The organism is Phyllobacterium myrsinacearum, assembly GCF_002980555.1.
In the GTDB taxonomy this organism is placed as follows: Bacteria; Pseudomonadota; Alphaproteobacteria; order Rhizobiales; family Rhizobiaceae; genus Phyllobacterium; species Phyllobacterium myrsinacearum.
Window position 1 is genome coordinate 13,207 of the sequence record NZ_PVBT01000004.1, and the last position, 21,226, is coordinate 34,432.

Here is a 21,226-nt window from a genome sequence, read left to right on the forward strand (position 1 = left end):
GACGTTCTTGGTATGGGTCCGATCTCCTCGGACAAGATTTTCAGAATGACTATTCGCTGTGTGGCACCTCTGTGCTTTCGGACCAGCATCCTTCAGGCAGATTGACCCATTTGTTGCACGATGCCATCACCACGAAGGTTTCCGTGCGGACGATTTCTCCCAGATCGCCAACCGCCGGAATTAACTCGCTGGTGACCCGATAAAGGTCTGCTACATCCCCGGCAACGACAACATCGACAATAATATCGAACCGTCCTGTCACGACAGATGCGGAATTGACGAAGGGTAGTTCTGCAATGCGGCGTGCGATCTCCCGCGCGCGGCCCCGCCCTTGAGCGTTGACGCCGACAATGGCTGAAATCAGTTCCGGACGCTCGGTCAGGTTCAGCAGACCTGTAATCTTGAGAAGGTTCCGGTCAAGCAGATTGCGCAGCCGTGTCCGTACTGTCGGTACGGATATCTCCATCATCTCAGCGAGCCGCGTAATACCTAGCTGGGCATTCTGTGAAAGCAGTTTGACGAGCCGGCGATCGGTTTGGTCGAGATGATCTCGCAAGGAGCCTAACTTTCATAAACGGAAAAAAATGGAGAGAAATTTTTGCAATAGACCACATCCTACGCATGGGATATTGAAAATACAAGAGCTGTACCCGGTCTGATCCGCACGCTGCGACCATTGACGGGAAATGGGCTGTACTTCAAGCGGTCCGCCAGATTGATCATTTTCAAGCAGCTTATGGATTTGTACAATCGGCAAAGCCCGAACCAAATCCGAGCTGATCCAGCGGCTGCCTTTCGGATTTTCAACGCGCTCCAGAATATTGGCGACCCCGTCAATCAAAACCGCTTTCCGGATAACGCTGCCGCAACTCCCAATTTCTCTGCGCGTCGTTTACCGTAGCTCAGAGTCCTCCAAACAAAGTTGGAATATCGAGCGGACGAAAGCCATAGTGATCGAGCCAACGCACGTCGGCGTCAAAGAAGGCGCGCAGATCAGGCATTCCGTATTTCAGCATAGCGATCCGATCTATGCCCATGCCCCACGCAAAGCCTTGATAGATGTCAGGATCAAGCCCGCAATTACGCAGCACATTTGGATGTACCATTCCACAACCAAGGATCTCCATCCATTTGTTGCCTTGCCCGATCCGAAGTTCCCCGCCTTCTGTTGAACAAAGAATATCCGCCTCCATAGAAGGTTCGGTAAAAGGGAAGAAGGATGGGCGAAAGCGCATTTTCAGATGTTCGACCTCGAAAAACGCTTTCAGGAAGTTTTCAAGAACCCACTTCAGGTGGCCCATATGTGAGCTCTTGTCTATGACAAGTCCCTCAACCTGATGGAACATTGGTGTGTGCGTCTGATCGCTGTCGTTGCGATAGGTACGGCCGGGGATGATGACACGGATCGGCGGCTCAACGTTTTCCATAGTCCGGATCTGGACCGGAGAGGTATGCGTTCGCAGAACTTTGCGGTGGCCACTCACATCCGCATTCATAAAGAACGTGTCATGCATTTCCCGAGCCGGGTGACCGATTGGGAAGTTCAACGCAGTGAAATTATAGAAGTCCGTCTCGATTTCGGGGCCTTCCGCGATCGCAAATCCCATATCAGCAAAAATGGCGGTGATTTCATCGATTACTTGCGATACAGGATGAATTCGTCCGTGAGTTTCGGAGCCGGAGCGCACTGGCAAGCTTACGTCGAGCCCTTCCTGAGCGAGCTTCGCACTTACATTCAATTGCTTCAGGTGGATTTTTCGTTCTGACAATGCCGACTGAACGACATCGCGCAACCCATTGATCTCTGCGCCCCGAAGCTTGCGATCCGCTATGGACATGGAGCCGAGCGATCTGAGCTGGGCAGTGATTACCCCCTGCTTTCCGAGCGCTTCGATACGGATTGCCTCGAGCTTTTGCTCGTCGCTTGCTTCAGCAATTCCGGACAGGAATTCTGCGATGATTTTCTGCATGGGTTTATCTCATCACCGCATTCTTCGCTGCCTGGCTTTGCGGCATCGACGCAATCTCTTCCAAGGTTATAGGCTTAATCGGCATACGTAAGTGCAGATGGCCAACCTCATGCACAGGCACACCGCGCTGTTCGGCAATCAGTTCGATTATGCTCGATCCGCACATCCGCCCCTGACAAGGCCCCATGCCTGTGCGCAGATACGCCTTAAGTTGGTTTGGCCCCTGCACATTCAGGTCATTCACTACGTCCCGGATTTGCTGCGCTCGAACTTCCTCGCACCGACAGATGATTGTTGATGGGTCTGTTGGGCGCAGCATCGGTTGCGTAGGGCAAAAGAGACGGTCGATGAAAGCCCGGCCGCGCGCAAGCCGCACTGCTTGCTTTTTCAAGGGACGCGACATTGTATTCCGCGATGCGACATCAATCCGGCCAAGCGCGGCAGCGGCTGCAATCGCCGCCATTTTTCCACGAACGGCAGCGCTGGGTGCCCCTGCGATACCGGCACCGTCGCCAGCGATCCCGATCCCCGCTACCGAAGATTCCAGCCAATCGTCTACAACCGGTGTCCACGCATGCACCGACTCATCCCAGAACAGCTCACAGCCTAGCGCGCTGGCCATATTGATGTTGGGGATGATGCCGTGATGCAGTAATACATGATCGCACTCAATGCTTCTACTTATTCCGTTATCGTTAAAATCAATACGCTGCACACAATCACTGCCAACTATACTAAGACCGCTGACCTTTCTACGCATCGGCAGTGAGAAGCGGCTCTTTGCCAGAAGTTTTAAACCGTAGAGAGCATAAGTCGAGCACAGAAAGTCCGCCAGTTGCGGCAGGGCTGCGGTGAAATTACCCCTTGGCGTAGTCTCCAGAACGGCAACAATGTTGGCGCCCGACCGCTTCAACTGGTCGGCTAGCAAAAGCAGAAGGGGGCCGCTGCCGGCTATAATGGTTCGACCCTCCGGCACAAGACCGGAGGATTTAAGCGCAATCTGTGCCGCCCCTGCGGTCATAACGCCCGGCAAGGTCCAGCCGGGTACTGGCACAGGGCGTTCTATTGCCCCGGTTGCTAGAATTAGGCGTCTCGCTCGAATGAGCCGGGCCTTGCCGGTCTGGGACAATCCAACTTCGAAATGCGTCGGCTCGATCAGCTTACCAGTATCATCAAGGGCGGGTTCAACTGACCACACGACAGTCCTCGCCGTGTAATCAACCACGGATTTTTCGAGATCATGCACGAGGGCAAGGCCTTCCCAATAGGCGCTACCAAGGACACTGCGACGTTTTACGGGCGTGGTGGTTATAGCGCGATAAATCTGACCTCCAGGGCTGATATTTTCATCCGCTAAAAGGGTTGTTAGACCCAGTTGGTTAGCCTCGGCCGCCGCAGCAAGGCCGGCCGGTCCCGCACCAACGATCACAAGATCGTAACGATCGGCGATGCTATCAATGTTGTCGATTCTGTTCATTGATCGGTGTTCTCCAATGCGTCAACTGTGCGTGCGCCGCGCTGCGGTTCGACAACCATGCCCTGACGTACCGGCGTGAGGCACGCCTGACGATTTCCGATACCATCGACGACGACAAGGCAATCGAAGCAGACACCCATCAGACAATAGGGACCGCGCTCAGTACCCGAAATCGAGGTTCGGCGGAACGCATTCACACCATTGGCGAGCAGGGACGCCGCCAAGGTATCGCCGTTGCGCGCGCGCATCAGGCGTCCGTCAAAGGTGAACTCGATGATCAGATCGAGCGGATTGCTGGGCTGATCGGTGGCTTGTGACAGCTGTCTGCTAATTGGCCGGAACATGGAACCTCTTCGGAGTGAATGCGGCAAGAGTTTCAGGCAGCCGTGCGTTTTGTGCCAGCGCGGGTCCCAGCGTCATGGCGTGGACGCCAGCGAGCGTGACGCCCGAATGGCAGCTCGTTACGAAGGCTGGGGGATCACAACTCGTCTGATCATAGATCGGGAAACCATCCGGGCTCATGACACGAAGCGCGGACCAGGTGCGCACCACATTGAGGTGTCGCAGCCGCGGAAACATCTGGATCGCCCGGTCCGCCATGACCGAAAGTACACCTGTGCCGGTGACGTTTTCGAATCCGGCATCTTCTTTGCTGTCGCCGATCAGGACTCCGCCTTCATTCGTCTGGCGGATTGTGACCATCGGATTGTGCAGGAAGGGAACGGTTTTTTCCGTGACGATCAATTGCCCGCGGCTGGGTTTGACAGGAGCCTCAAGTCCCACCATCGGAGCCAATCTGGCATTGCCAAGACCGGCTGCCAGAACCAGCTTCGCTGTCCTGATCTCGCCCCAGCCGCCTTTAACCCGGAAGCCCTCTGGCGTCCGCTCGATGATCTCGACCGCATGGGTCGGCCGGTATTCGCTTCCCTTCATCGCTAAATAGCTATGGAGTGCGCGCATGAGTAGCAGCGGGTTTGCATGCCCATCGAGAGGGCTAAAGACGGCACCGACGACTTTGTCTCCGATATGCGGCAGGCGTCTTTTCACCTCGTCATGGTCAAGGATTTCGTACGGGAAGTGCGCGACATTCGGCTGACTGTGAAATTGCTGCAATTTTGTAAGCCGCGCATCCACCTCTTTCTGGGAGAGACAAAGAGTGAAACCTCCCGGCTGGCTATGCGCGATATCAATACCGGTCTCGCTGCGGAGAATCGCAGCAAGGTCATTCCATTCCTTGGCGGATCGCTGTGTCCAGGCAGCGTAAGCGGGCATTGCCAGGCCTTTCGATTGCACCCAGACCAGAGCGAAATTACCGCGCGAAGCCCGAAACGCGATATCTCCTTCATCAAGCAATATGACACTTTCGCCGCTTCGCGCGAGGCCAAATGCGATCGATGCACCTACTATACCACCACCAACAACGACGGTATCGGCCTCTGTCATCTTATATCGTAACACGTCATTTCTTTCAGTTTTTTGTAACTGGTAAGCTCAACGGCTTTAACGAAAGGAATAGCCCTCGCGCCATGTACCTTCAATGAGCTCGCCGCATAAGTCTATTACTTGGGGTTATAGTTGAGCAGCAATCAGCGCTTCTTGAATAGCGATGCCGATTGAAAGGAGATCGCGGTCGCACTTGTTATGGCCGACGAGCATCAAGCCTACCGGCGCCGTACCTGGCAAATGAATTGGTATGGACAATGCAGGTCGGTCGAGAAAGTTCGCCAGATTGCAGTTGCGCAGAATGAGTGCGCTCATGGCCTCGAAGGCTTCGGGCGTCTGCACATCGGCAATGGGTGGTGCGACGACAGGACAGGTGGGCATGATGATCGCATCAAAGCGGTGTGTTTTCGTGCAAACCACTTCCGTAATTGTCTGTCTCTGTCGGAGAGCGTCGACGTAGTCGGATGCACTGACTGTTGCGCCCTTCCGAAGACGAGCCAGAAAGATCGGATCGATCAGTTCCGGACTTTTGGCGACCAGATTCCGGTGAATAGCGAAAGCTTCGGCAGGAGAAATGCCTCCTCTGGCATTAATATTACGAATTTCCGCAATCTCGGGCAGAGAGAAGTGGGAGAGGCGAACACCTTGCTCAGACAGTTGTGACAATGCCACAGAGTATGCCCTCGCGACTTCGAGGGCCAGATCTTCCAAAGGTTCTCCCTCAACGATGCCAATATGAAGGCCTTTGACTGATTTACTACGCGGGTATGAAATCGGTATTCTATCGTCACCGGACATGGCGGCATTGAGGATGGCGCAACAGGAGACCGATTTCGCGATTGGGCCGACAGTATCCAACGAGTAGGATCTTGGAAAAACGCCTTCGAGCAGAGCAGGCGAAAACGTGGGTTTGAAACCGGAAATGCCGCAAAGAGCAGCGGGCGCCCGAATAGATCCGCCTGTGTCTGTGGCAAGCGAACCTGCACACATCCCATCAGCAACGGCGACAGCAGATCCTGACGAAGAGCCGCCCGGAATCCGTCCCGCGTGCCGGTCATAGGGGTTGCTGGGCGTGCCGTAATTACGATTCAGGCCGATGCCTGAAAAAGCGAACTCCGACATGGTGGTCCGGCCAATAAGAATGGCACCTGCGGCGCGTAGTCGCCTGACAGGTTCTGCGTCGAACTTAGCCGTCGGCTCGTGATGACGTGCTACAGACCCGGCTCGCGTGATTTCACCGGCCACATCGAAAGCATCTTTGATCGAGATTGGAATACCGCAGAGCAGTAGCCGCTCGTCGCGCCATACAGCATGGCGGTCGATATGATCGGCAAGATCACGAGCGCGATCGTGCCACACAGTCATGAAAGTCCGACTACCCTCGCCACGAGGGTCATCGATCCGCTCCAGGGCTTCTTCGACAAGTTGTCGGGCGGTTACAGCTCCAGCGCGCAGATTGTCTGAGAGTTCCGCAATTGTCTTGTTGTGCAACACGATGGGCTGCTCACTATAGTATTTGCGAAAGGAACAGCTTCGAGCGTGGATGTTGCGGGGTGGAGAAAAATGCCTCAGGTGCGTTTGTCTCTACAATCTGGCCAGCATCCATAAAAATAACCCTGTCAGCGACTTCACGCGCAAAGCCCATCTCATGGGTGACACACAGCATTGTCATTCCGTCGCTCGCGAGCGACACCATTGTGTCAAGCACTTCCTTGACCATTTCCGGATCAAGGGCCGAGGTCGGTTCGTCGAAAAGCATGATTTTGGGGTTCATGCACAAACTCCGCGCAATAGCGACCCGCTGCTGCTGTCCGCCTGAAAGTTGACCCGGATATTTATGTGCCTGTTCAGGTATCTTGACCCGCTGGAGATAATCCATCGCGACTTCCTCCGCATCACGACGGGACATTTTCCGTACCCAGATGGGGGCGAGTGTGCAGTTTTGCAAAATGGTCAGGTGCGGAAAGAGATTAAAGTGCTGAAACACCATGCCGACATCCCGGCGTACTTCATCGACTTTTTTCAGGTCATTCGTCAGCTCTGTATCACCAACGACGATTTTTCCGCGCTGGTGTCCCTCAAGGCGATTGATGCAACGGATCATTGTTGACTTTCCTGAGCCTGATGGTCCGCAGATGACGATCTTTTCACCTCTTTTGACGGTCAAATTTATATCCGTCAGAACCTGAAACTTTCCGTACCATTTGCTGACATTGGAAAGTGCAACAGCGATGGGTGGCAATGCAGATTGCATGGTTTTGATCCTTGGAATTTGAGTATGGCTCAGCCCGCTTTAGGAGAGAGACGCAAACGCGACTCGATAACCTTGACAAGCCCTGAGAAACAAAGCGCCAGTGTGAGAAAGATTATGCCGACCACCGTCATAGGCTCGGTGTAGCGGAAGGTCTCAGAAGCAATTTCAAGTGCGACCGACAACATTTCTGGTACCGCGATAATTGCGAGGTAAGGTGTCGCTTTAAGCAGGGACACAAAGTAGTTTCCCATCGGAGCGGCGACGTTACGAAGCATCTGAGGCGCTATCACGAACATAATGAGCTGCAATCGCGATAAACCGAGAGCCTTTGCTGCTTCGAACTGGCCTGCGGGGATTGAATCAATTCCCCCTTTGAATACCTCGGCGAGATAGCCGCTGTAATAGAGGCTCAAGGCAAGAACACCGACCACGAGTCCAGGCAATGTGAGACCATATTCTGGTAAGACAAAGTAAAAAAAGTAGATTTGCACCAGCAGTGGTGTCGATCTTATGAAGTCAATCAGGAATCGCATTGTATAGCGACCAGGCTTGCTCGATCGCCGTACAATTTCCCAAAGAAAGCCAAGGGCCGCGGCGCCCATACATCCAATTATAGTGGCAAATAACGTAGTCGTTATGGTGCTGAGAATACGTGGTAGGATCGACAATGCGAACTCAGGATCAAAGGTCATGGGAAACCTCACGTCCACGGCTCACCCGACGCTCAATCATCCGTCCGACGATTGTCGCTGGATAACACATCAAAAAGTATACGATCAGAAGAGCCGTGTAGATCTTGGCGGGGGCGTAGTGAATTTGAGACAGAGCTTTGGCAAGAAAGGTCATATCGGCCAGGGTAACCAAAGATACCAGCGACGTTCCTTTTACGAGCTGGATGAACTGGTTGATGAAAGTCGGCGTCATCGCCGCCAATGCCTGTGGTAGTTCAATCAGATATAAAATACGGAGGCGACGAAAGCCGAGAGCATAACCTGCTTCAACCTGTCCCGGATCGAGCGCCTGGAGGGCGGCACGAACGGCCTGACTGCCATAGCCGCCAATGTTCAGACCCAACACCATAGCTCCCACAGTCATGGCTGACAGATTGATGCCAAGACCAGGCAGGGAGAAGTAGAAGCCGTAGATCAAGATAATTACCGGGGAACTTCGCCAAAACTCAATGATGGACGTTACGATCAGCCGAGGAATGCCATTGGTGAAATGCTGCGCCACACCAAATACAAAAGCGAATGGAACCGCATAAAGCATACCGTACAACGTCACCTTCATGGTGACGTTGATGCCGACAAGAATACTGGCCATAATATCGAACAAACTCATTTTGGCTGTTCCGGTTCTGAACAAAGCCGATCGGCAGTCTTGTTAGGAGGAAGGTTGTCTTCTGTGAAGCCAGTGGCGAGGATGATCTTCTCCAGTTCGCCGCTCTCCTTGAGCTTCCTGAGTTGCTCATTGTATAGATCCCGCAGATCGATATCGTCCGGACGGAATGCAATTCCCGTAACCAACGCAACATCGTTGCCTTCCGCGTCTTTCAAAGGAACAAACGGCTTGGCTTTCTCGATCCCCTTCACGTTTGGATCGGACATGGTTGCGATAATCGTGGCCGCCGACATGATGACGGCATCGACACGCTTAGCAACGAGTGCAGACACCATTGACTCAACGTCTTGGAACTGTTGGATCTGGGATGTTGGCACACCTGCCTGAATAGCATGTGCCGCATTGGCTGACCCCCTCGCGCCAGCTAGCCTGATATCCGGATTGTTCTTGATATCCTCAAAGCCATGGATCTTCAACGGATTGCCGGCTGCAACAAGCAACCCATCCCCACTAGTGAGATCTGGCTCGCTGAAGATAACAGACTTACAGCGCGCTGGCGTAATGGCAACGCCTGCCGCCGTCATATCAAAACGACCGGCCAACAGGCCGGGGATCATCGTATTAAATTCGCCGATCACAAACTTTACATCAGTTACGCCGAGGGGCGCCAGGGCCGCCCGAATGATCGAGGGCTGCAGACCTAAAACGTTGCCTGCTTGGTCGCGATAGCCCCATGGAACGCGATTGTGAATGCCGATGGTCACGCTCTTCTGCGACAAGATGCGTTCCTTGGTCGTTTCCGCCTGCGCGGAAGAGCAAGCAAGGCCGACCGTGATCGCAAACGTGAAAGCAGATGCGCCAAGTGTTGGATAAAGTCGTGTCATGATGATCCCCTGACATATTTTTGCTTAGAGACCGCGGTGTTGCGAGAACATCCTTGGTCTGGCAAAGGATCATAATATGCGAACCTGCGAGGGCAATTGACCGCGAGACAATGCTCTATAATCTGCGGTTATAGGCAGGGAGGGGCTATCAGATGAGATCGCGTTGGCTTTTTGCCCCTGTCGGCGGCAAGCTTCGTGCCTGCATCAGAGCAGCAGCCATGGCGTTCACGATACGTGATCTTTGCACGTCGGGCCTAAAGAGAAGGTGGCTCTTGAAATGAACATCAGGTGTGAATGGCCTAACTTCCAAGCCACGCTCGGAATATCCCTCGGCAGCAATCGGATTTGCTATGCCGACGCCGATACCTTCCAGAGCTAACGCACAGACGGTTGACGAGTTTGGGGTCTCAACGACAATCGACGGTACAGCTTCATGCTTTCTGAAAATGAGATCCAGCTCAGTGCGCGCACGATCGCCCGGTGCCAGAGCAATGAAAGGTTCGCGATGGAGAAACTCGGGTCTGATTGCCTTTTGAGAGGTCAACGGATGGTTGTGGGGGAGAACACAAACAGCTTTGAAACTGGCAAATCGTTGGTGATCGACACCAGTAAGATCGATTTCGTCTGCAGCCAAACCAATATCGAATTGGCCCTTCGCGACAAACTCTTTCACATTCGGAGAGGAATCTACGTGGAGCGTGACGCCAACGCCCTTATGTTCTTCCTGAAACAATTTGATTGCCCGCGGTATCAGAGTCGATCCCATCGCGGCCAGACTTGCAATACGAATATGTCCGGACCCGAGATCGCGGATTGTAAGTGAGGACGCTTTAAGGCGATCCATTGCCAGGAACGCATTCGCTACTTCTTCAGAAAAGAGCTGTCCCTCTGGCGTAATCACCAGCCGACCGCGGACCCGATTGAACAGCGGAAATCCGAGCGAAGCTTCGAGATCGGTAATTGAACGGCTAATCGCTGGCTGTGATATATCCAGCAACTCAGAGGCTCGCGAAGCCGAGCCACCGCTAATTACCGCTCGGAAAATCTCCAATTGACGAAAGTTCACAAGCCTTCTGCTCCCCTTTTTTAGCGCAGCATTAGCAAGATTTTATGCATCCACCTATAACAAGATTGCATGGAGCTAGAACCCGTAGTCAATTGAGTTCAGTTCGCATCGGCGTTTTCTGTGGGGAGAGAAAGGTACCCTGCCGATGTACGACCAGACCAAGTGCGTTCACCATCCAATAGTTTCCCTAGAAGGCTATGTAAGCATCGGCGTAGCGACTTATCGCGCCTCGACCATTGTCTTTGACGACGTCCAATCCTATGCGGATCGCCATACACGTGGACCGACCGGCTACAGTTACGGTCTTTACGGCACTCCGACGAGCCGCACGCTCGAGGCGCAACTCACACAGTTGCATGGCGGTGTGGGGACGGTCCTCTTACCTTCGGGGCAAGCTGCCATAACGAGCATTATGCTCTCGGTCCTTCGTCCTGGTGATCGTGTTCTGATACCGAGTAGCGTTTACCCGCCGGTGATGACGCACTGTGCGACTTACCTTAGAGAATTTGGCATCGACCATACAATATATGATCCGCTTTGCGGTTCTGGAATAGAACAGCTGATTGATTCTCGGACCAAGCTTGTCTGGGTAGAAAGCCCGGGATCGACAAGCCTTGAAGTACAAGACCTTCCAGCCATCGCGGATGCGTCTCATCGTGCGGGCGCTCTTGTTGGCTGCGACAACACATGGGCTTCGCCTCTGTTATGCAAGCCACTTACTCTCGGTGCTGATTTCGTGGTGGAGGCCTTGACCAAATATGCCGGCGGTCACTCAGATGTGCTTCTGGGCTCGGTCACCGTACGCGACGAACCAAATGACACAAAGCTTCGCGACTGGTTACGCACGATGGGCATCGGCGTCTCTCCTGATGATTGTACGCTTGTTTTGCGTGGGTTAGAGACAATGGGCGTACGGCTTGCGCATGTGGGGCGCGTAGCAGCCGATATCGCTCGCAAACTTGGTCGATCCACTGCCGTGCAGCGGGTGCTTCATCCTGCTTTGCCGGAACATCCTGGCAACGCAAGCTTTGTCAGGGATTTCACAGGAGCAAGTGGACTGTTCAGCGTTGAACTGAAGCAGCAGGCCGTTCCGTTACTCCCTATGGCGCTCGAGGGGCTGAAGTATTTTAAAATCGGCGCTTCCTGGGGCGGAACCCATAGCCTGCTGGCGCCGATTACACTCGCAGCAACGCAAAGTACGCGTTCTCGGTGCAAGAGCCGCACCTATCTCAGGATCAGTATCGGTCTTGAGGACCCTGATGACATCTGGGACGACCTGAATACGATTTTCTACCGGCTCGAGCGTCAGCTGCAAAACATCTCGCTCCCAAATAAAGACTATTGAAAGGAAACAAGACATGACTGTCAAGCGACACGTCCAGACACCCATCATGCACCGCGTTGTCGAGGCTGCCGGCCTGATTTTCATCGGCGGTACAACTGCGGATGATAAAAGTGCGGGTATCGAGGGGCAAACCAACCAGATTCTGTCAAAACTGGAGAAGCTTTTGCAGCAGGGAGGGAGCGACAAGAATCACGTTGTCCAGGCAACGATCTATCTCTCCGACCTGTCTCTCAAAGCGGAAATGAATGAGGTCTGGACCCGTTGGTTCGCGGCCGACAGTCTCCCTGCGCGCGCTGCCGTTGGAGTAGCAGAACTTGCAAAAGGCACCCTGGTCGAAATTACCTTTATCGCTGCGAAAGTCTGATCGAGACGCACCCAGCACCATCTGCAAACTGGTGATTTGCCGCGAATACGCATGTAAAGGAAGATACACTATGCTCGGAATCGGCGACAGGCTGCCTGAATTCGAAGTGACCGGGGTAAAACCCGGTTTCCAAACCATCGAAGAGAACGGAGTGAGCGCATTTGAGGCGCTGACGCGCGACAGCTTTCCTGGAAAATGGAAGGTGATCTTTTTCTACCCGAAAGATTTCACATTCGTATGCCCGACCGAGATTTCAGAATTTGCGCGGCTGGCAGAAGAGTTTGCCGAACGGGACGCCGTTGTCCTTGGCGGTTCGACGGACAACGAATTCTGTAAACTTGCTTGGCGACGGGACCATCCTGACCTGCAGCGGTTGGCGATCTGGTCGTTTGCCGACACAAATGGGAGTCTTGTGGACGGACTGGGGGTGCGTGCTCCGGAAGGCGTCGCATATCGCTATACGTTCATCGTTGATCCAGAAGATGCGATTCAACACGTCTATGCGACCAACCTGAATGTCGGTCGCAATCCCGGTGATACACTGCGGGTTCTGGATGCCCTTCAGACCGACGAACTTTGCCCCTGCAATCGTCAGCCTGGTGGCGCGACCATCAGCGTTGCAGTGTAGGCAGGAAGTAACGGATGGCGCTCGAAAAACTGAAAAGCCAAATCCCGGAGTTTGCTAAAGACGTGAGGCTAAATTTGTCTCTTTTTGCCCAGGATGAGGCATTAACTGCTGCTCAGAAGGCTGGTCTCGCGCTTGCCTGTGCTATTTCTAGTCGCAATCAAGAAGTTCAAAAGGCTTGCAACGCTTATGCCTCGTCCATTCTGGACGAGGCGGGTTTATCTGCGGCGCGAGCCGCCGCGAGCATCATGGCGATGAACAATGTCTATTACCGGTTCACCCATCTTGTTTCGGACGACAGTTATTCGCGCATGCCTGCAGGCCTGCGTATGAATGTGATCGCCAATCCAGGCGTTCCCGCTGTCGATTTTGAGATCTGGTGTCTGGCGGTGTCCGTGGTCAACGGCTGCGGCCGCTGCGTGGATGCTCATGAGCAGACGCTGCGGAAAGCTGGAGTGGCTGCAAATGTAATTCATACCGCAGTAAGGCTTGCGGCCATCTTGCAATCTGCTGCAATCGCTCTTGAGGCCGCCTGACGATGGAATTGCATGAAGAACAGCAGCCTATCCGATACGTGTATTCTGATATCAGGCCTTTCACCAGTTAAATGCTGGAATGTTAATTTCCAAGCAATACCGCAAGCAAGAAAATAGGCAGTGATTACCGCTATGGAACAGACCTATCCCACGTGGCATCTCGATCCAACCGGTGAGGCGGTGATGGAAGACATTCACACGCCCTACTGGCGCCATTTCATCAACATTATTCTTGAACAAAACTTATCTGATTGCACGGTTCTGGATTTCGGCTGCAGCCGAGGCGGTTTCTTACGACTTCTCCACGACAGCCGGCCTTTTGCCAAAGGTGTAGGTGTTGATATCGCATCCACATCGATTGGCGACGCCAGCGAGTTGGCGGGAAAACGCCCCCTCAGCTATCATGTCACTGGCGATCCCAGCCAGCTTGGCGTGGTATTCGATTTCGCCTTCAGTTATGAAGTGATCTACCTGCTCCAAGATCTTTCAGAGCATGCGCGGCAGATAAAGGACGTCTTGAAAGAGAACGGAGTTTATTACGCTGTTACTGGTTGCCATACTGAATCTCCGCTGTGGAACAGACGGAAAGAGGTTATTTCGAGCAGCAGCAGCAGCCGGGTTCTCAGTTATTCGCCGGATGATTATATTGATGCTTTTGCCTCACAAGGTTTCAAGGTGACCCTTCGTCGCTTCGGGTTCAACGATTTCGTACCGCCGCCGGTCAATCGCAAATTCCACCCCAGTATAATGGATGCTTTAACTTACAATTCTGAGGAGAAAATCCTCTTCCGATTCTGCAAGAAATGATTCTGGTGGGGTTGGAGATCGTCCTGGGCCGGGCGGCAAGGAGGGCCAGACCGCCGTCATCAAAGTCGATGCCATTCCGGAACCAGATGCGCAGCAGCTGGAAGGCGCGGCGGCCAAGGAGCTGCAGAGCATCATTCCCACCGGCAATGCCCAGCGCATGCAGAACCTGGTATTCCCCGTCGCCATTTGCCCGGATGTGACCCTCATCAACGTCGATGGCAAACCTATGCCGCTCTCTCCTGGCATGTCCGTGACCGTGGAGGTGAAGACCGGAAAGCGCCGCATTCCCGAATATCTCTTCTCGCCGCTCGCCGAAATCTCGTCACAGACCATGCAGGAAAGGTGAGGGGAGATGCTACCGACCACAGTAGAAAGACAGAATTTATGGAAAACAGCGTCCATGATACCGGTTACCCAAGGATCAGGATTGGGTGAGTTTTTATCCGCGCGTACGTAAACATCATGCCACGACAGTATTCGCGGACATTCCATTTGTGTTCGACAGGTCGAACTATCAAGGACAGCACGTGACGGTGGTTAAGGTGCAAATAAGGGTAGCTTATTTTCCTGCTGCCAGCGGCGATTTTACGTCCGGTTGTTGCGCGAGGCGGCCGATGATTGTTTGGTCTCCCTCATTCCCATTATTGGGCAAGATAACGCCCAAATCGGAATAGGTATGCAGTAAACTATTTCAGCGGCAGAAACAGTTCTGTAATCACTTCATGTGCTGATACCTCTGGAATGAACGACAGCCGGCGTTGGCAATAGATTGGGAAATCGCGCGCTGCTTCGCCGCTGATCGGAAGCCAATCCCGGTAAAGGTAGAGCGCAGCGGGCTCCAGATTGTTGGTATTGCCTGGATAACGCAATACCGCGCAACGCCCGCCAGGAATCACGCCGGCCTTCATTTGCTCATGGTTCGCCTCAATCGGCTGATCAGTACCGACACATAAATCCATGCTATAGTCGGCGGCGATCGCAGGCTCTCTTTCGGAGCGGAAAACCATGAAAGTAGGGTTTGTCTCCGGCGATAAGTTGTTCGCCTTGCTCCAGGCCCTGAATCGCCTGAATGTGTCTGCGAGTCTCGCCCGGTCTCCCCGATGCTGCATGACAGCCACCGGCGTGGCGGGGACATCTCGTATCGTTACGTCGTCGTGGTCAAAGATTATATGCATGAACTTGTTCCTTGCGTTGTCAAGCGGCCCCAAGGCCATAAGCCACGTCCCCCAATCGGGAGTTTTACGGAACGATGAAGGCGATTGCCCTACCCGTTGCCGAAATGCGCGGGCGAAGGCATCCGGTGCTTCGTAACCGGCATCCATCGCTATATCAGTGACGCTTTGAGCGTCTTTGCGGGCAAGCCGGTACGAAGCACGTTTCATACGGGTGAGCTGGACATAGCGATGCACGGACAAGCCAAACGTTGCCGTAAATTGCCGCTGGAAATGGAACTTCGAGAATGCCGCGATGCGGCTCAAAGTTTCCAAATCCAGATCGTCATCAAGGTGCTGATCTATGTGAATCAGCACCCGCTGCATTCGGGCGCGATAGTTTTCAGGTGCCGTCTTCATTGTCTCTTTCCCTGTGGCGACATTAGCTACGCCTTTCCGGGTATTTCACGCTCGACCGATCTTGCGATTTCAATCAGAGAAATATTCATTTTCCTGATGTCGTTCTGACAATCAGGTCGGTCTCATGGTCGGCGGGATAGAGCATTTCAAGTGCGATTTCCGAGATCGTCACGTCCACGGGTGTGCCAAAGATGGTGACCGTGCTGAAGAATGACAGAGGGCCAAGTCTGGTCTGGATACGCAACGGGATCGCAAGTGCGGAAGTGTGAGGTGAATGAGCCGCCTTCTTTGACGGTCTGTGCAATGTCTCGGCCTCCTTCAGCAGCTCGCACAGTCGAGGGTCGGCCGTCAGTTCGACCTCGCGCCGCAATCTCGTTAGGAGATGGTCCGCCCAGTCGTCGAGATTGAGGATTCGCGGCGCGAGACCATCGGGGCGGAGCGATAGACGCATAACGTTAACTGGCGGTTCCAGCAGATCGGCGCTTACCCCCTCATATAACTCCTGAAGGGCGGCATTCGACACCACCACATTCCACTGCCGGTCAATCGCAAAAGCGGGAAAGGGTTTGTGTGCCTCGATGGTACTTCCGATGGCGGACAGCAAAGGCTGGATCGAAGCATCGTGAAGCGGCGTTTCGTGAAAGACAGGCGCAAAGCCCGCTGCAACCAGCCAGACATTCCGCTCGCGCAAAGGAATGTCCAATTCCTCTGCCAGGCGCAGCAGCAAGCCACGGCTTGGCGCGGCTCGGCCCAGTTCCACGAAGCCCAGATGGCGCACGGATACGTTTACCCGTAATGCGAGAGCGAGTTGCGAGAGCCTGCGCCTGTGGCGCCATTCGCAAAGGTGCTTCCCGAAGCTTACGGTCGCTTGCAGCATCTCTATCTGACTTTCCTGTGATTGCGCGGATAATTGCTCATCCTGAAAATAGTACAGAGAATAGATCTCAAAAATCATCCTGAAAACTACCTTTCAGGTAGCTGACTTGATGCTTGGCATTGCCGCATTATCGGCTGGCTATGCAACTTCAGCGCAGGAAAAAGCGATATGACAACCGATCTTGATAAACTGGCGAACCGGTATGTTGCCGTCTGGAATGAGCCGGATCAGACGAAGCGCCGTAACGGCATCGAAAGGCTATGGGTGCAGGACGGTTTGCATTTCACGCCCACCAGAGAAGTTAAAGGTTATGACGCATTGGAAGCCCGAGTTGAGGAGTCCCATAGCAAGTTCGTCCGAGACCAGGGATTTATTTTCCGGGTGTCGGGCGAGCCGCTGGGCCACCACGGCCTCGTCAAGTTCTATTGGGTGATGGTCGATCCGAAATCGGATACTGTCAACGCCGTTGGCTCCGACGTCGTGCTGCTGGATGCAAGCGGCTGTATCATCTCCGACTATCAATTCACCGAACCGCTCTCGCGAGCCTGAAGAGGAGCGGCCCATGTCTATCACTTATATCATCACGTTTGATGTCGTCGCTCAGCAACGGTCCCGCTTCCTTTCGCTTCTTGAGGGCGTGCTCGACGCAATGAGATCGGAGCCCATGTTCCATGAAGCGGTCCTGCACAGCGATCCGGTTTCGAATTGCCGCTTCATGCTTTATGAGACCTGGGAAGATCACGACGACGTGCTGAATGTGCAACTACAGCGGCCTTACCGGCAGGCGTGGCACGAAGCGCTGCCCGAATTGCTTGAGAGAGACCGCGACATTTCGATCTGGAAGCCTGTCCGCTCGGATCGCGCGCGAGTCTTTCGCAGTGCGATCAAGTGATCGTTTTTTATGACTTCCAAGTTTGTACAATTGGCACGGATCGAATTTGTCTTGCATTTACTGTGGCGCCTACAGATGTTCATCGGCCATAGAAGAAAGAACTACTAACTTTGGAGGAGTCATGTTTCAGGTTGGAAAAACAATCTACCTAATGGTTCTGGTTTCTTCCATCTGGAATGTCGCAATCCGTGCATATGCTGCTGAGGATATCAACAGCCAGCGGCATCCGATGCGGATTGCCATCGTGCGTGAGGCTGAACATCAATGCGAACCTATATGTCCTGAGTGGATATATGCATTTGGTTCAATTGAACCCACGACACCTTGCTGAATAAGGTCTTCCGCCAAATGGGTAACCGCCGGCTGCCGATCATCATCGAGTCGCAAGGGGGTGACTTAGACGCGGGGATAAAAATGGGACGGATGGTCCGCAATCGAGGGCTTAACGTTGCCGTGGGCCACACCCGTTTCGAGGTATGTCGGCCGGAGCTCAAATCCTGTAAGCCGCTATTCTCAAAAGATATCGCCTTTGCAGGAACGGCTGTTCCCGAAAGAGCCAATTGCGACTCGGCGTGCCAGTATGTGCTGGCTGGAGGGACAAGGCGAATTGCGAGCCCATACAATTATTTGGGCGTCCACAAACCATTCAAGCCAAATCAAAATGTTGAGAAGGCTGTTGCACGGGTTAAGCCCATGCTCAAAGACTTCTTTTCTGAAATGAACGTTGATCCGACCATCGTTGATCTTGCATATGCATCGACGAAAATGACCGATCTGACATCAAAACAAGCTACGGATTTTCGTTTGATCACAGAGCCGGGTGACGTGTTCAACCTGATGGCGGTTGATGTTTGCAAGCAAGTGCCTTTGCCGGAGAATTGCATTACTCGTACCGGTAAATGATTTTCAAATGCCACGCTCAGGCTAAAGTTACGATGCCGTAAACTCGGTGCTGCAGTTCTATGGCCTTTTACACATGATGACGGTCATGAGAGCGTATGGTTTGGACAAATCTTGTCGTCGCCCGGTTAAGCGCAGTCAAGTTGTGTTAAGTTGGGTAAAATTCCACTGCCTGCGCGCGTTTGCGCCTTATGGATGGCCGGCATTGGCCTGACTTTCGGGTCATTCGCGATTGCGGCCTTCTATTTCCTGTTTGGGTATCTGGTATTTGCTTATGTCTCAGCTCGCGAATCGGTCGCTCTGGACGGGCTTTTCGGCGACGCTTACCGGGAATATCGCCACAAGGTTCCCGCCTTCTTCCCTCGCCTCAGACGAAGCGCCTGCAATGTCGCGCATCAGTTGCCTATGACCTTCAACCCTGTTGCACTGAAGCGTACGGCTATCGACAGTTCTTGCTTTCTCCTGGCAATCCCCGCGTCCAAGCTTATAGAGTCATTGCAATTGGCAAGACTCCTTAAGCCGGTATTGCATCTCTTTTGATAGCTGCTGTCCGCCTGGTGAAACAGTTTCGTTGAGCCTGCGTGCGGTTGTTGCCGCGCCATCAGGCCGGCGCTTCGGGACAGCCGGCGCTGTACACGCCGGCTGAAGACCGAGACAGACCGCAGGGTTTACCGAACTTTACACTGCCTTTACCGCCAATAACGCTGAAGCCGTTAAAGCTTGGGCCCGTGATCCCGGTTCAGGCGATTTGACAATGATCTTGAAGCTTCGACAACTTGAAAGGCGGCGGCGGGCGGCGCTCTGCGTGGCCCTATTCTCATGGTTGTCCGCTTGTACAAGTGTGCCTTTGCCCGAGGGAAACTCCCTCAGTTCCCATGCAGGAATGAGCCCATCGCGCGGTACCCTCATGCCAGCAAAATTGCGCGTGGATTCGACGGCGGTGCTTACCGCACAGACGGTGCGCATCGTACCGACCTCGACACAGATCGACAGTCGTGCCTTCGATCCCAACGACCTGGCGCTCGTCACCAATGCGATCGACCGCGCACTCTGCACTGATCTTAGCGATCGTTTCAAGATTGTGGCCATAAACCAGCCGGCGGACCTCATCGTCCACGCGACGGTTACAAACATCGTTGCGACGAACCGGTCAGCAGCGGTGACTTCCACCGTCGCTTCATTTGGTGGTTCGGCAGCGCTCGGGATTCCGATTCCACGCCTTCCCATCGGCCTCGGCGGCCTGGCCATCGAGGCCGAGGCGGTCGGCGAGGATGGTTTGCAGAGGGCGGCAATGCTCTGGTCGCGCGGCGCTAACATGATCACGACAAGGGCCCGGGTGTCTGCTGTCGGGGACGCATACTCCCTCTCCTCGGCCTTCGCCGCCGCCTTCAGCCGCATGCTTGTCACGGGCAAGGACCCGTTCAATAGAATGCTGGCGATACCGTCGATGCAAAGATTGCGGGCCTCGCTCGGCGGCGATCCGAAATACGATGCCTGCAAGGCGTTCGGAACGGCTCCCGGCATCCCGGGAATCGTCGCCGCCCGATTTGGTCTGCCACCCGCCTGGACCGACAAGGGTGCGGGATTACCCTCGCGGGGTGGCGCAGCGCATTGAGGTTGCCCCTGTTGCGCGCGCCTATCGGACAACTTCCGTTCTGCAACCGATTCCAATCTGGATTTTGCAGTCTTCGTTAGGGATGCCTGAAGCGAACAGGCACGACGAACCATCCTGGCCACTCCGCGCACGCAGCAGACGATTTTTGCAGCCGTGGCGGTGCATGACCCCGGAAACCGGTCTACTGCATGGATAGTTGGGGATACTTGCGCTTCCGGCGCGGGTCGGTTAATACTGAACTATATGGTTCTGTATTTAAGTTCTACCCTCGATCTATCGTTTGCGGCGCTGTCCGATGCAACCCGCCGCGGCATCATCGATCAGCTGGGGCGAGGGGACGCGTCGATCACCAGTCTTGCGGATAAGTTCCAGATGACGCTGACCGGCATGAAGAAGCACGTCCAGGTTCTCGAGCGGGCGGGGCTCGTCGTCACGCAGAAGGTCGGACGGGTGAGAACCTGCAAGCTTGGGAACCACGGTCTCAAGGCGGAGGCCGAGTGGATCGAGGCGCATCGCAGGCTCTTCGAAATCCGCTTCGAAGCACTGGATGAAATCATCGGCGAAATGAAACGGGAGGACAGCGATGAACCAGAAAATTAGCAGTGCAGATGGTGTGCAGAACCGCACGACAGTCGAGCGCCGAGGTGATCGCGAACTCGTCGTAACGCGGATATTCAATGCGCCGCCGAGCATAGTTTACAGGGCGTGGAGCCAGCCCGGGCTGTTCCAGCGCTGGTGGGTGCCAAAATCGGTATCCGGCGTTTCGCTCGTATCGTGTGAAATGGACGTCCGTACCGGCGGCAGATATCGGCTGGAATTCGGTGCCGGTGGTTCGGACACCATGGCCTTCTACGGGAAGTATCTGGAGGTGGTACCGAATGAGCGCATCGTCTGGACCAACGATGAGGGCGAAGAGGGCGCGATCACGACCGTGACCTTCGAGGACCAGGGCGGGAAGACACTGCTGAATTTCCACGAAGTCTATCCATCCAAGGAGGCGCTTGAGGAAGCGCTACAGGGTTCGGCGGCCGCATTGCCGGAGCAGTTGGAACAGCTCGACCAATTGCTTTCCAGTATAGGCGGATAGCGCAGGTCGGGGGAAACTGGCCTTGAGCGAACGCCCGCTTTTGGGAAGTGACTTCCCCAGCCTTTCTGGCCGGAGTGGGAGGCAAACCCCCAGATAGCCGCCAATCACCAACTATTTTCAATCGAACAATGGTAAGTTGCCCGTTCCGGCTGTTCGCGTCGAGGCTTGGTGG

Annotated in this window: 27 protein-coding genes and 1 pseudogene; 14 read left to right on the forward strand and 14 right to left on the reverse strand. The window is 54.2% G+C overall.

Features of this window, described 5'->3' with window-relative positions; genetic code table 11:
- Positions 1 to 49 precede the first annotated feature (49 nt).
- From C5750_RS14650 to C5750_RS14705, 12 genes are all read right to left on the reverse strand, one after another.
- The gene (locus C5750_RS14650) at positions 50 to 556 is read right to left on the reverse strand and encodes an AsnC family transcriptional regulator (protein WP_105734666.1); all 507 of its coding nucleotides are present in this window, start codon (positions 554 to 556) and stop codon (positions 50 to 52) included.
- A 12-nt stretch (positions 557 to 568) separates the two neighbouring features.
- The gene (locus tag C5750_RS26380) at positions 569 to 841 is read right to left on the reverse strand and encodes a hypothetical protein (RefSeq protein WP_130502103.1); all 273 of its coding nucleotides are present in this window, start codon (positions 839 to 841) and stop codon (positions 569 to 571) included.
- 61 nt (positions 842 to 902) lie between these two features.
- Positions 903 to 1,970, reverse strand: coding sequence for a phenylalanine--tRNA ligase subunit alpha (pheS, locus tag C5750_RS14660; RefSeq protein WP_105734668.1), 1,068 nt, complete (start codon positions 1,968 to 1,970; stop codon positions 903 to 905).
- 4 nt (positions 1,971 to 1,974) lie between these two features.
- On the reverse strand, positions 1,975 to 3,447 hold the full coding sequence (locus C5750_RS14665) for an FAD/NAD(P)-dependent oxidoreductase (RefSeq protein ID WP_105734669.1): 1,473 nt from the start codon (positions 3,445 to 3,447) through the stop codon (positions 1,975 to 1,977).
- Positions 3,444 to 3,695, reverse strand: coding sequence for a (2Fe-2S)-binding protein (locus C5750_RS14670; RefSeq protein WP_245421138.1), 252 nt, complete (start codon positions 3,693 to 3,695; stop codon positions 3,444 to 3,446). The genes C5750_RS14665 and C5750_RS14670 overlap by 4 nt, the downstream gene beginning before the upstream one ends.
- A gap of 79 nt (positions 3,696 to 3,774) precedes the next feature.
- Positions 3,775 to 4,890 (reverse strand): NAD(P)/FAD-dependent oxidoreductase, encoded by a 1,116-nt coding sequence (locus C5750_RS14675; RefSeq protein WP_105734671.1) that lies wholly within the window; start codon positions 4,888 to 4,890, stop codon positions 3,775 to 3,777.
- Between the two features lie 126 nt (positions 4,891 to 5,016).
- Positions 5,017 to 6,384 carry an amidase gene (locus C5750_RS14680; RefSeq protein ID WP_158531352.1) on the reverse strand — a complete coding sequence of 456 codons (1,368 nt, stop codon included), beginning with the start codon at positions 6,382 to 6,384 and terminating at the stop codon, positions 5,017 to 5,019.
- A gap of 13 nt (positions 6,385 to 6,397) precedes the next feature.
- Positions 6,398 to 7,144: an amino acid ABC transporter ATP-binding protein gene (locus C5750_RS14685; RefSeq protein WP_105734673.1), complete on the reverse strand. Its 747-nt coding sequence runs from the start codon at positions 7,142 to 7,144 to the stop codon at positions 6,398 to 6,400.
- 29 nt (positions 7,145 to 7,173) lie between these two features.
- Complete coding sequence (ehuD, locus tag C5750_RS14690) at positions 7,174 to 7,836, reverse strand: ectoine/hydroxyectoine ABC transporter permease subunit EhuD (RefSeq protein WP_105734674.1); 663 nt, start codon at positions 7,834 to 7,836, stop codon at positions 7,174 to 7,176.
- Complete coding sequence (locus C5750_RS14695) at positions 7,826 to 8,485, reverse strand: amino acid ABC transporter permease (protein WP_105734675.1); 660 nt, start codon at positions 8,483 to 8,485, stop codon at positions 7,826 to 7,828. Before C5750_RS14695 ends, ehuD begins: the two co-directional genes overlap by 11 nt.
- Entirely contained in the window at positions 8,482 to 9,369 is an 888-nt protein-coding gene (gene ehuB, locus C5750_RS14700) for an ectoine/hydroxyectoine ABC transporter substrate-binding protein EhuB (protein WP_105734676.1), read from the reverse strand. Before ehuB ends, C5750_RS14695 begins: the two co-directional genes overlap by 4 nt.
- Positions 9,370 to 9,517: 148 nt before the next feature.
- The gene (locus tag C5750_RS14705) at positions 9,518 to 10,435 is read right to left on the reverse strand and encodes a LysR substrate-binding domain-containing protein (protein ID WP_105734677.1); all 918 of its coding nucleotides are present in this window, start codon (positions 10,433 to 10,435) and stop codon (positions 9,518 to 9,520) included.
- A gap of 145 nt (positions 10,436 to 10,580) precedes the next feature.
- Here C5750_RS14705 and C5750_RS14710 point away from each other — a divergent pair, with 145 nt between their 5' ends.
- The 6 genes and pseudogenes from C5750_RS14710 to C5750_RS14735 all read left to right on the forward strand — a co-directional run.
- Positions 10,581 to 11,780 carry a trans-sulfuration enzyme family protein gene (locus C5750_RS14710; RefSeq protein ID WP_105734678.1) on the forward strand — a complete coding sequence of 400 codons (1,200 nt, stop codon included), beginning with the start codon at positions 10,581 to 10,583 and terminating at the stop codon, positions 11,778 to 11,780.
- A 13-nt stretch (positions 11,781 to 11,793) separates the two neighbouring features.
- Complete coding sequence (locus tag C5750_RS14715) at positions 11,794 to 12,144, forward strand: RidA family protein (protein ID WP_105734679.1); 351 nt, start codon at positions 11,794 to 11,796, stop codon at positions 12,142 to 12,144.
- Positions 12,145 to 12,214: 70 nt separating this feature from the next.
- Complete coding sequence (locus tag C5750_RS14720; protein ID WP_105734680.1) at positions 12,215 to 12,772, forward strand: peroxiredoxin; 558 nt, start codon at positions 12,215 to 12,217, stop codon at positions 12,770 to 12,772.
- Between the two features lie 14 nt (positions 12,773 to 12,786).
- The gene (gene ahpD, locus C5750_RS14725) at positions 12,787 to 13,305 is read left to right on the forward strand and encodes an alkylhydroperoxidase, AhpD family (protein ID WP_105734681.1); all 519 of its coding nucleotides are present in this window, start codon (positions 12,787 to 12,789) and stop codon (positions 13,303 to 13,305) included.
- A 132-nt stretch (positions 13,306 to 13,437) separates the two neighbouring features.
- Entirely contained in the window at positions 13,438 to 14,112 is a 675-nt protein-coding gene (locus tag C5750_RS14730; protein WP_105734682.1) for a class I SAM-dependent methyltransferase, read from the forward strand.
- 64 nt (positions 14,113 to 14,176) lie between these two features.
- A pseudogene (locus C5750_RS14735) lies at positions 14,177 to 14,458 on the forward strand (HlyD family type I secretion periplasmic adaptor subunit); the annotation flags it as partial.
- A gap of 340 nt (positions 14,459 to 14,798) precedes the next feature.
- Here the strand turns inward: C5750_RS14735 and C5750_RS14740 are convergent.
- Positions 14,799 to 15,683 (reverse strand): AraC family transcriptional regulator, encoded by an 885-nt coding sequence (locus tag C5750_RS14740; RefSeq protein ID WP_105734683.1) that lies wholly within the window; start codon positions 15,681 to 15,683, stop codon positions 14,799 to 14,801.
- Positions 15,684 to 15,768: 85 nt separating this feature from the next.
- Positions 15,769 to 16,560, reverse strand: coding sequence for a helix-turn-helix domain-containing protein (locus C5750_RS14745; RefSeq protein ID WP_105735007.1), 792 nt, complete (start codon positions 16,558 to 16,560; stop codon positions 15,769 to 15,771).
- Between the two features lie 168 nt (positions 16,561 to 16,728).
- Here C5750_RS14745 and C5750_RS14750 point away from each other — a divergent pair, with 168 nt between their 5' ends.
- The 8 genes from C5750_RS14750 to C5750_RS14780 all read left to right on the forward strand — a co-directional run bounded on the left by C5750_RS14750 (position 16,729) and on the right by C5750_RS14780 (position 21,054).
- Positions 16,729 to 17,109 carry a hypothetical protein gene (locus C5750_RS14750; RefSeq protein ID WP_105734684.1) on the forward strand — a complete coding sequence of 127 codons (381 nt, stop codon included), beginning with the start codon at positions 16,729 to 16,731 and terminating at the stop codon, positions 17,107 to 17,109.
- Positions 17,110 to 17,122: 13 nt separating this feature from the next.
- Entirely contained in the window at positions 17,123 to 17,452 is a 330-nt protein-coding gene (locus C5750_RS14755; protein WP_105734685.1) for a putative quinol monooxygenase, read from the forward strand.
- A 121-nt stretch (positions 17,453 to 17,573) separates the two neighbouring features.
- Positions 17,574 to 17,783 carry a hypothetical protein gene (locus C5750_RS26580; protein WP_130502104.1) on the forward strand — a complete coding sequence of 70 codons (210 nt, stop codon included), beginning with the start codon at positions 17,574 to 17,576 and terminating at the stop codon, positions 17,781 to 17,783.
- A gap of 17 nt (positions 17,784 to 17,800) precedes the next feature.
- Positions 17,801 to 18,355 carry a hypothetical protein gene (locus C5750_RS14760; RefSeq protein ID WP_105734686.1) on the forward strand — a complete coding sequence of 185 codons (555 nt, stop codon included), beginning with the start codon at positions 17,801 to 17,803 and terminating at the stop codon, positions 18,353 to 18,355.
- Positions 18,356 to 18,547: 192 nt separating this feature from the next.
- Positions 18,548 to 18,892: a hypothetical protein gene (locus C5750_RS14765; RefSeq protein ID WP_105734687.1), complete on the forward strand. Its 345-nt coding sequence runs from the start codon at positions 18,548 to 18,550 to the stop codon at positions 18,890 to 18,892.
- A gap of 214 nt (positions 18,893 to 19,106) precedes the next feature.
- Positions 19,107 to 19,967 (forward strand): DUF3313 domain-containing protein, encoded by an 861-nt coding sequence (locus tag C5750_RS14770; RefSeq protein WP_105734688.1) that lies wholly within the window; start codon positions 19,107 to 19,109, stop codon positions 19,965 to 19,967.
- Positions 19,968 to 20,210: 243 nt separating this feature from the next.
- A complete protein-coding gene (locus C5750_RS14775; RefSeq protein ID WP_105734689.1) occupies positions 20,211 to 20,567 on the forward strand; it encodes an ArsR/SmtB family transcription factor in 357 nt (118 codons plus the stop codon).
- Positions 20,551 to 21,054: an SRPBCC family protein gene (locus tag C5750_RS14780; RefSeq protein ID WP_105734690.1), complete on the forward strand. Its 504-nt coding sequence runs from the start codon at positions 20,551 to 20,553 to the stop codon at positions 21,052 to 21,054. Before C5750_RS14775 ends, C5750_RS14780 begins: the two co-directional genes overlap by 17 nt.
- Positions 21,055 to 21,226 lie beyond the last annotated feature (172 nt).

Excerpts from the sequence above, each read along its gene's own strand:
- C5750_RS14775 (WP_105734689.1), top strand. The coding sequence starts at position 20,211 with ATGGTTCTGTATTTAAGTTCTACCCTCGATCTATCGTTTGCGGCGCTG.
- C5750_RS14765 (WP_105734687.1), top strand. The coding sequence starts at position 18,548 with ATGGCCGGCATTGGCCTGACTTTCGGGTCATTCGCGATTGCGGCCTTC.
- C5750_RS14730 (WP_105734682.1), top strand. The coding sequence starts at position 13,438 with ATGGAACAGACCTATCCCACGTGGCATCTCGATCCAACCGGTGAGGCG.
- C5750_RS14710 (WP_105734678.1), top strand. The coding sequence starts at position 10,581 with ATGTACGACCAGACCAAGTGCGTTCACCATCCAATAGTTTCCCTAGAA.
- C5750_RS14695 (WP_105734675.1), bottom strand. The coding sequence starts at position 8,485 with ATGAGTTTGTTCGATATTATGGCCAGTATTCTTGTCGGCATCAACGTC.
- ehuD (WP_105734674.1), bottom strand. The coding sequence starts at position 7,836 with ATGACCTTTGATCCTGAGTTCGCATTGTCGATCCTACCACGTATTCTC.
- C5750_RS26580 (WP_130502104.1), top strand. The coding sequence starts at position 17,574 with ATGTTTCAGGTTGGAAAAACAATCTACCTAATGGTTCTGGTTTCTTCC.
- C5750_RS14755 (WP_105734685.1), top strand. The coding sequence starts at position 17,123 with ATGTCTATCACTTATATCATCACGTTTGATGTCGTCGCTCAGCAACGG.
- C5750_RS14675 (WP_105734671.1), bottom strand. The coding sequence starts at position 4,890 with ATGACAGAGGCCGATACCGTCGTTGTTGGTGGTGGTATAGTAGGTGCA.
- C5750_RS14665 (WP_105734669.1), bottom strand. The coding sequence starts at position 3,447 with ATGAACAGAATCGACAACATTGATAGCATCGCCGATCGTTACGATCTT.
- C5750_RS14745 (WP_105735007.1), bottom strand. The coding sequence starts at position 16,560 with ATGCTGCAAGCGACCGTAAGCTTCGGGAAGCACCTTTGCGAATGGCGC.
- ahpD (WP_105734681.1), top strand. The coding sequence starts at position 12,787 with ATGGCGCTCGAAAAACTGAAAAGCCAAATCCCGGAGTTTGCTAAAGAC.
- C5750_RS14670 (WP_245421138.1), bottom strand. The coding sequence starts at position 3,695 with ATGCGCGCGCGCAACGGCGATACCTTGGCGGCGTCCCTGCTCGCCAAT.
- C5750_RS14750 (WP_105734684.1), top strand. The coding sequence starts at position 16,729 with ATGACAACCGATCTTGATAAACTGGCGAACCGGTATGTTGCCGTCTGG.
- C5750_RS14720 (WP_105734680.1), top strand. The coding sequence starts at position 12,215 with ATGCTCGGAATCGGCGACAGGCTGCCTGAATTCGAAGTGACCGGGGTA.
- ehuB (WP_105734676.1), bottom strand. The coding sequence starts at position 9,369 with ATGACACGACTTTATCCAACACTTGGCGCATCTGCTTTCACGTTTGCG.
- C5750_RS14715 (WP_105734679.1), top strand. The coding sequence starts at position 11,794 with ATGACTGTCAAGCGACACGTCCAGACACCCATCATGCACCGCGTTGTC.
- C5750_RS14780 (WP_105734690.1), top strand. The coding sequence starts at position 20,551 with ATGAACCAGAAAATTAGCAGTGCAGATGGTGTGCAGAACCGCACGACA.
- C5750_RS14685 (WP_105734673.1), bottom strand. The coding sequence starts at position 7,144 with ATGCAATCTGCATTGCCACCCATCGCTGTTGCACTTTCCAATGTCAGC.
- C5750_RS14770 (WP_105734688.1), top strand. The coding sequence starts at position 19,107 with ATGATCTTGAAGCTTCGACAACTTGAAAGGCGGCGGCGGGCGGCGCTC.
- pheS (WP_105734668.1), bottom strand. The coding sequence starts at position 1,970 with ATGCAGAAAATCATCGCAGAATTCCTGTCCGGAATTGCTGAAGCAAGC.
- C5750_RS14760 (WP_105734686.1), top strand. The coding sequence starts at position 17,801 with ATGGGTAACCGCCGGCTGCCGATCATCATCGAGTCGCAAGGGGGTGAC.
- C5750_RS14740 (WP_105734683.1), bottom strand. The coding sequence starts at position 15,683 with ATGAAGACGGCACCTGAAAACTATCGCGCCCGAATGCAGCGGGTGCTG.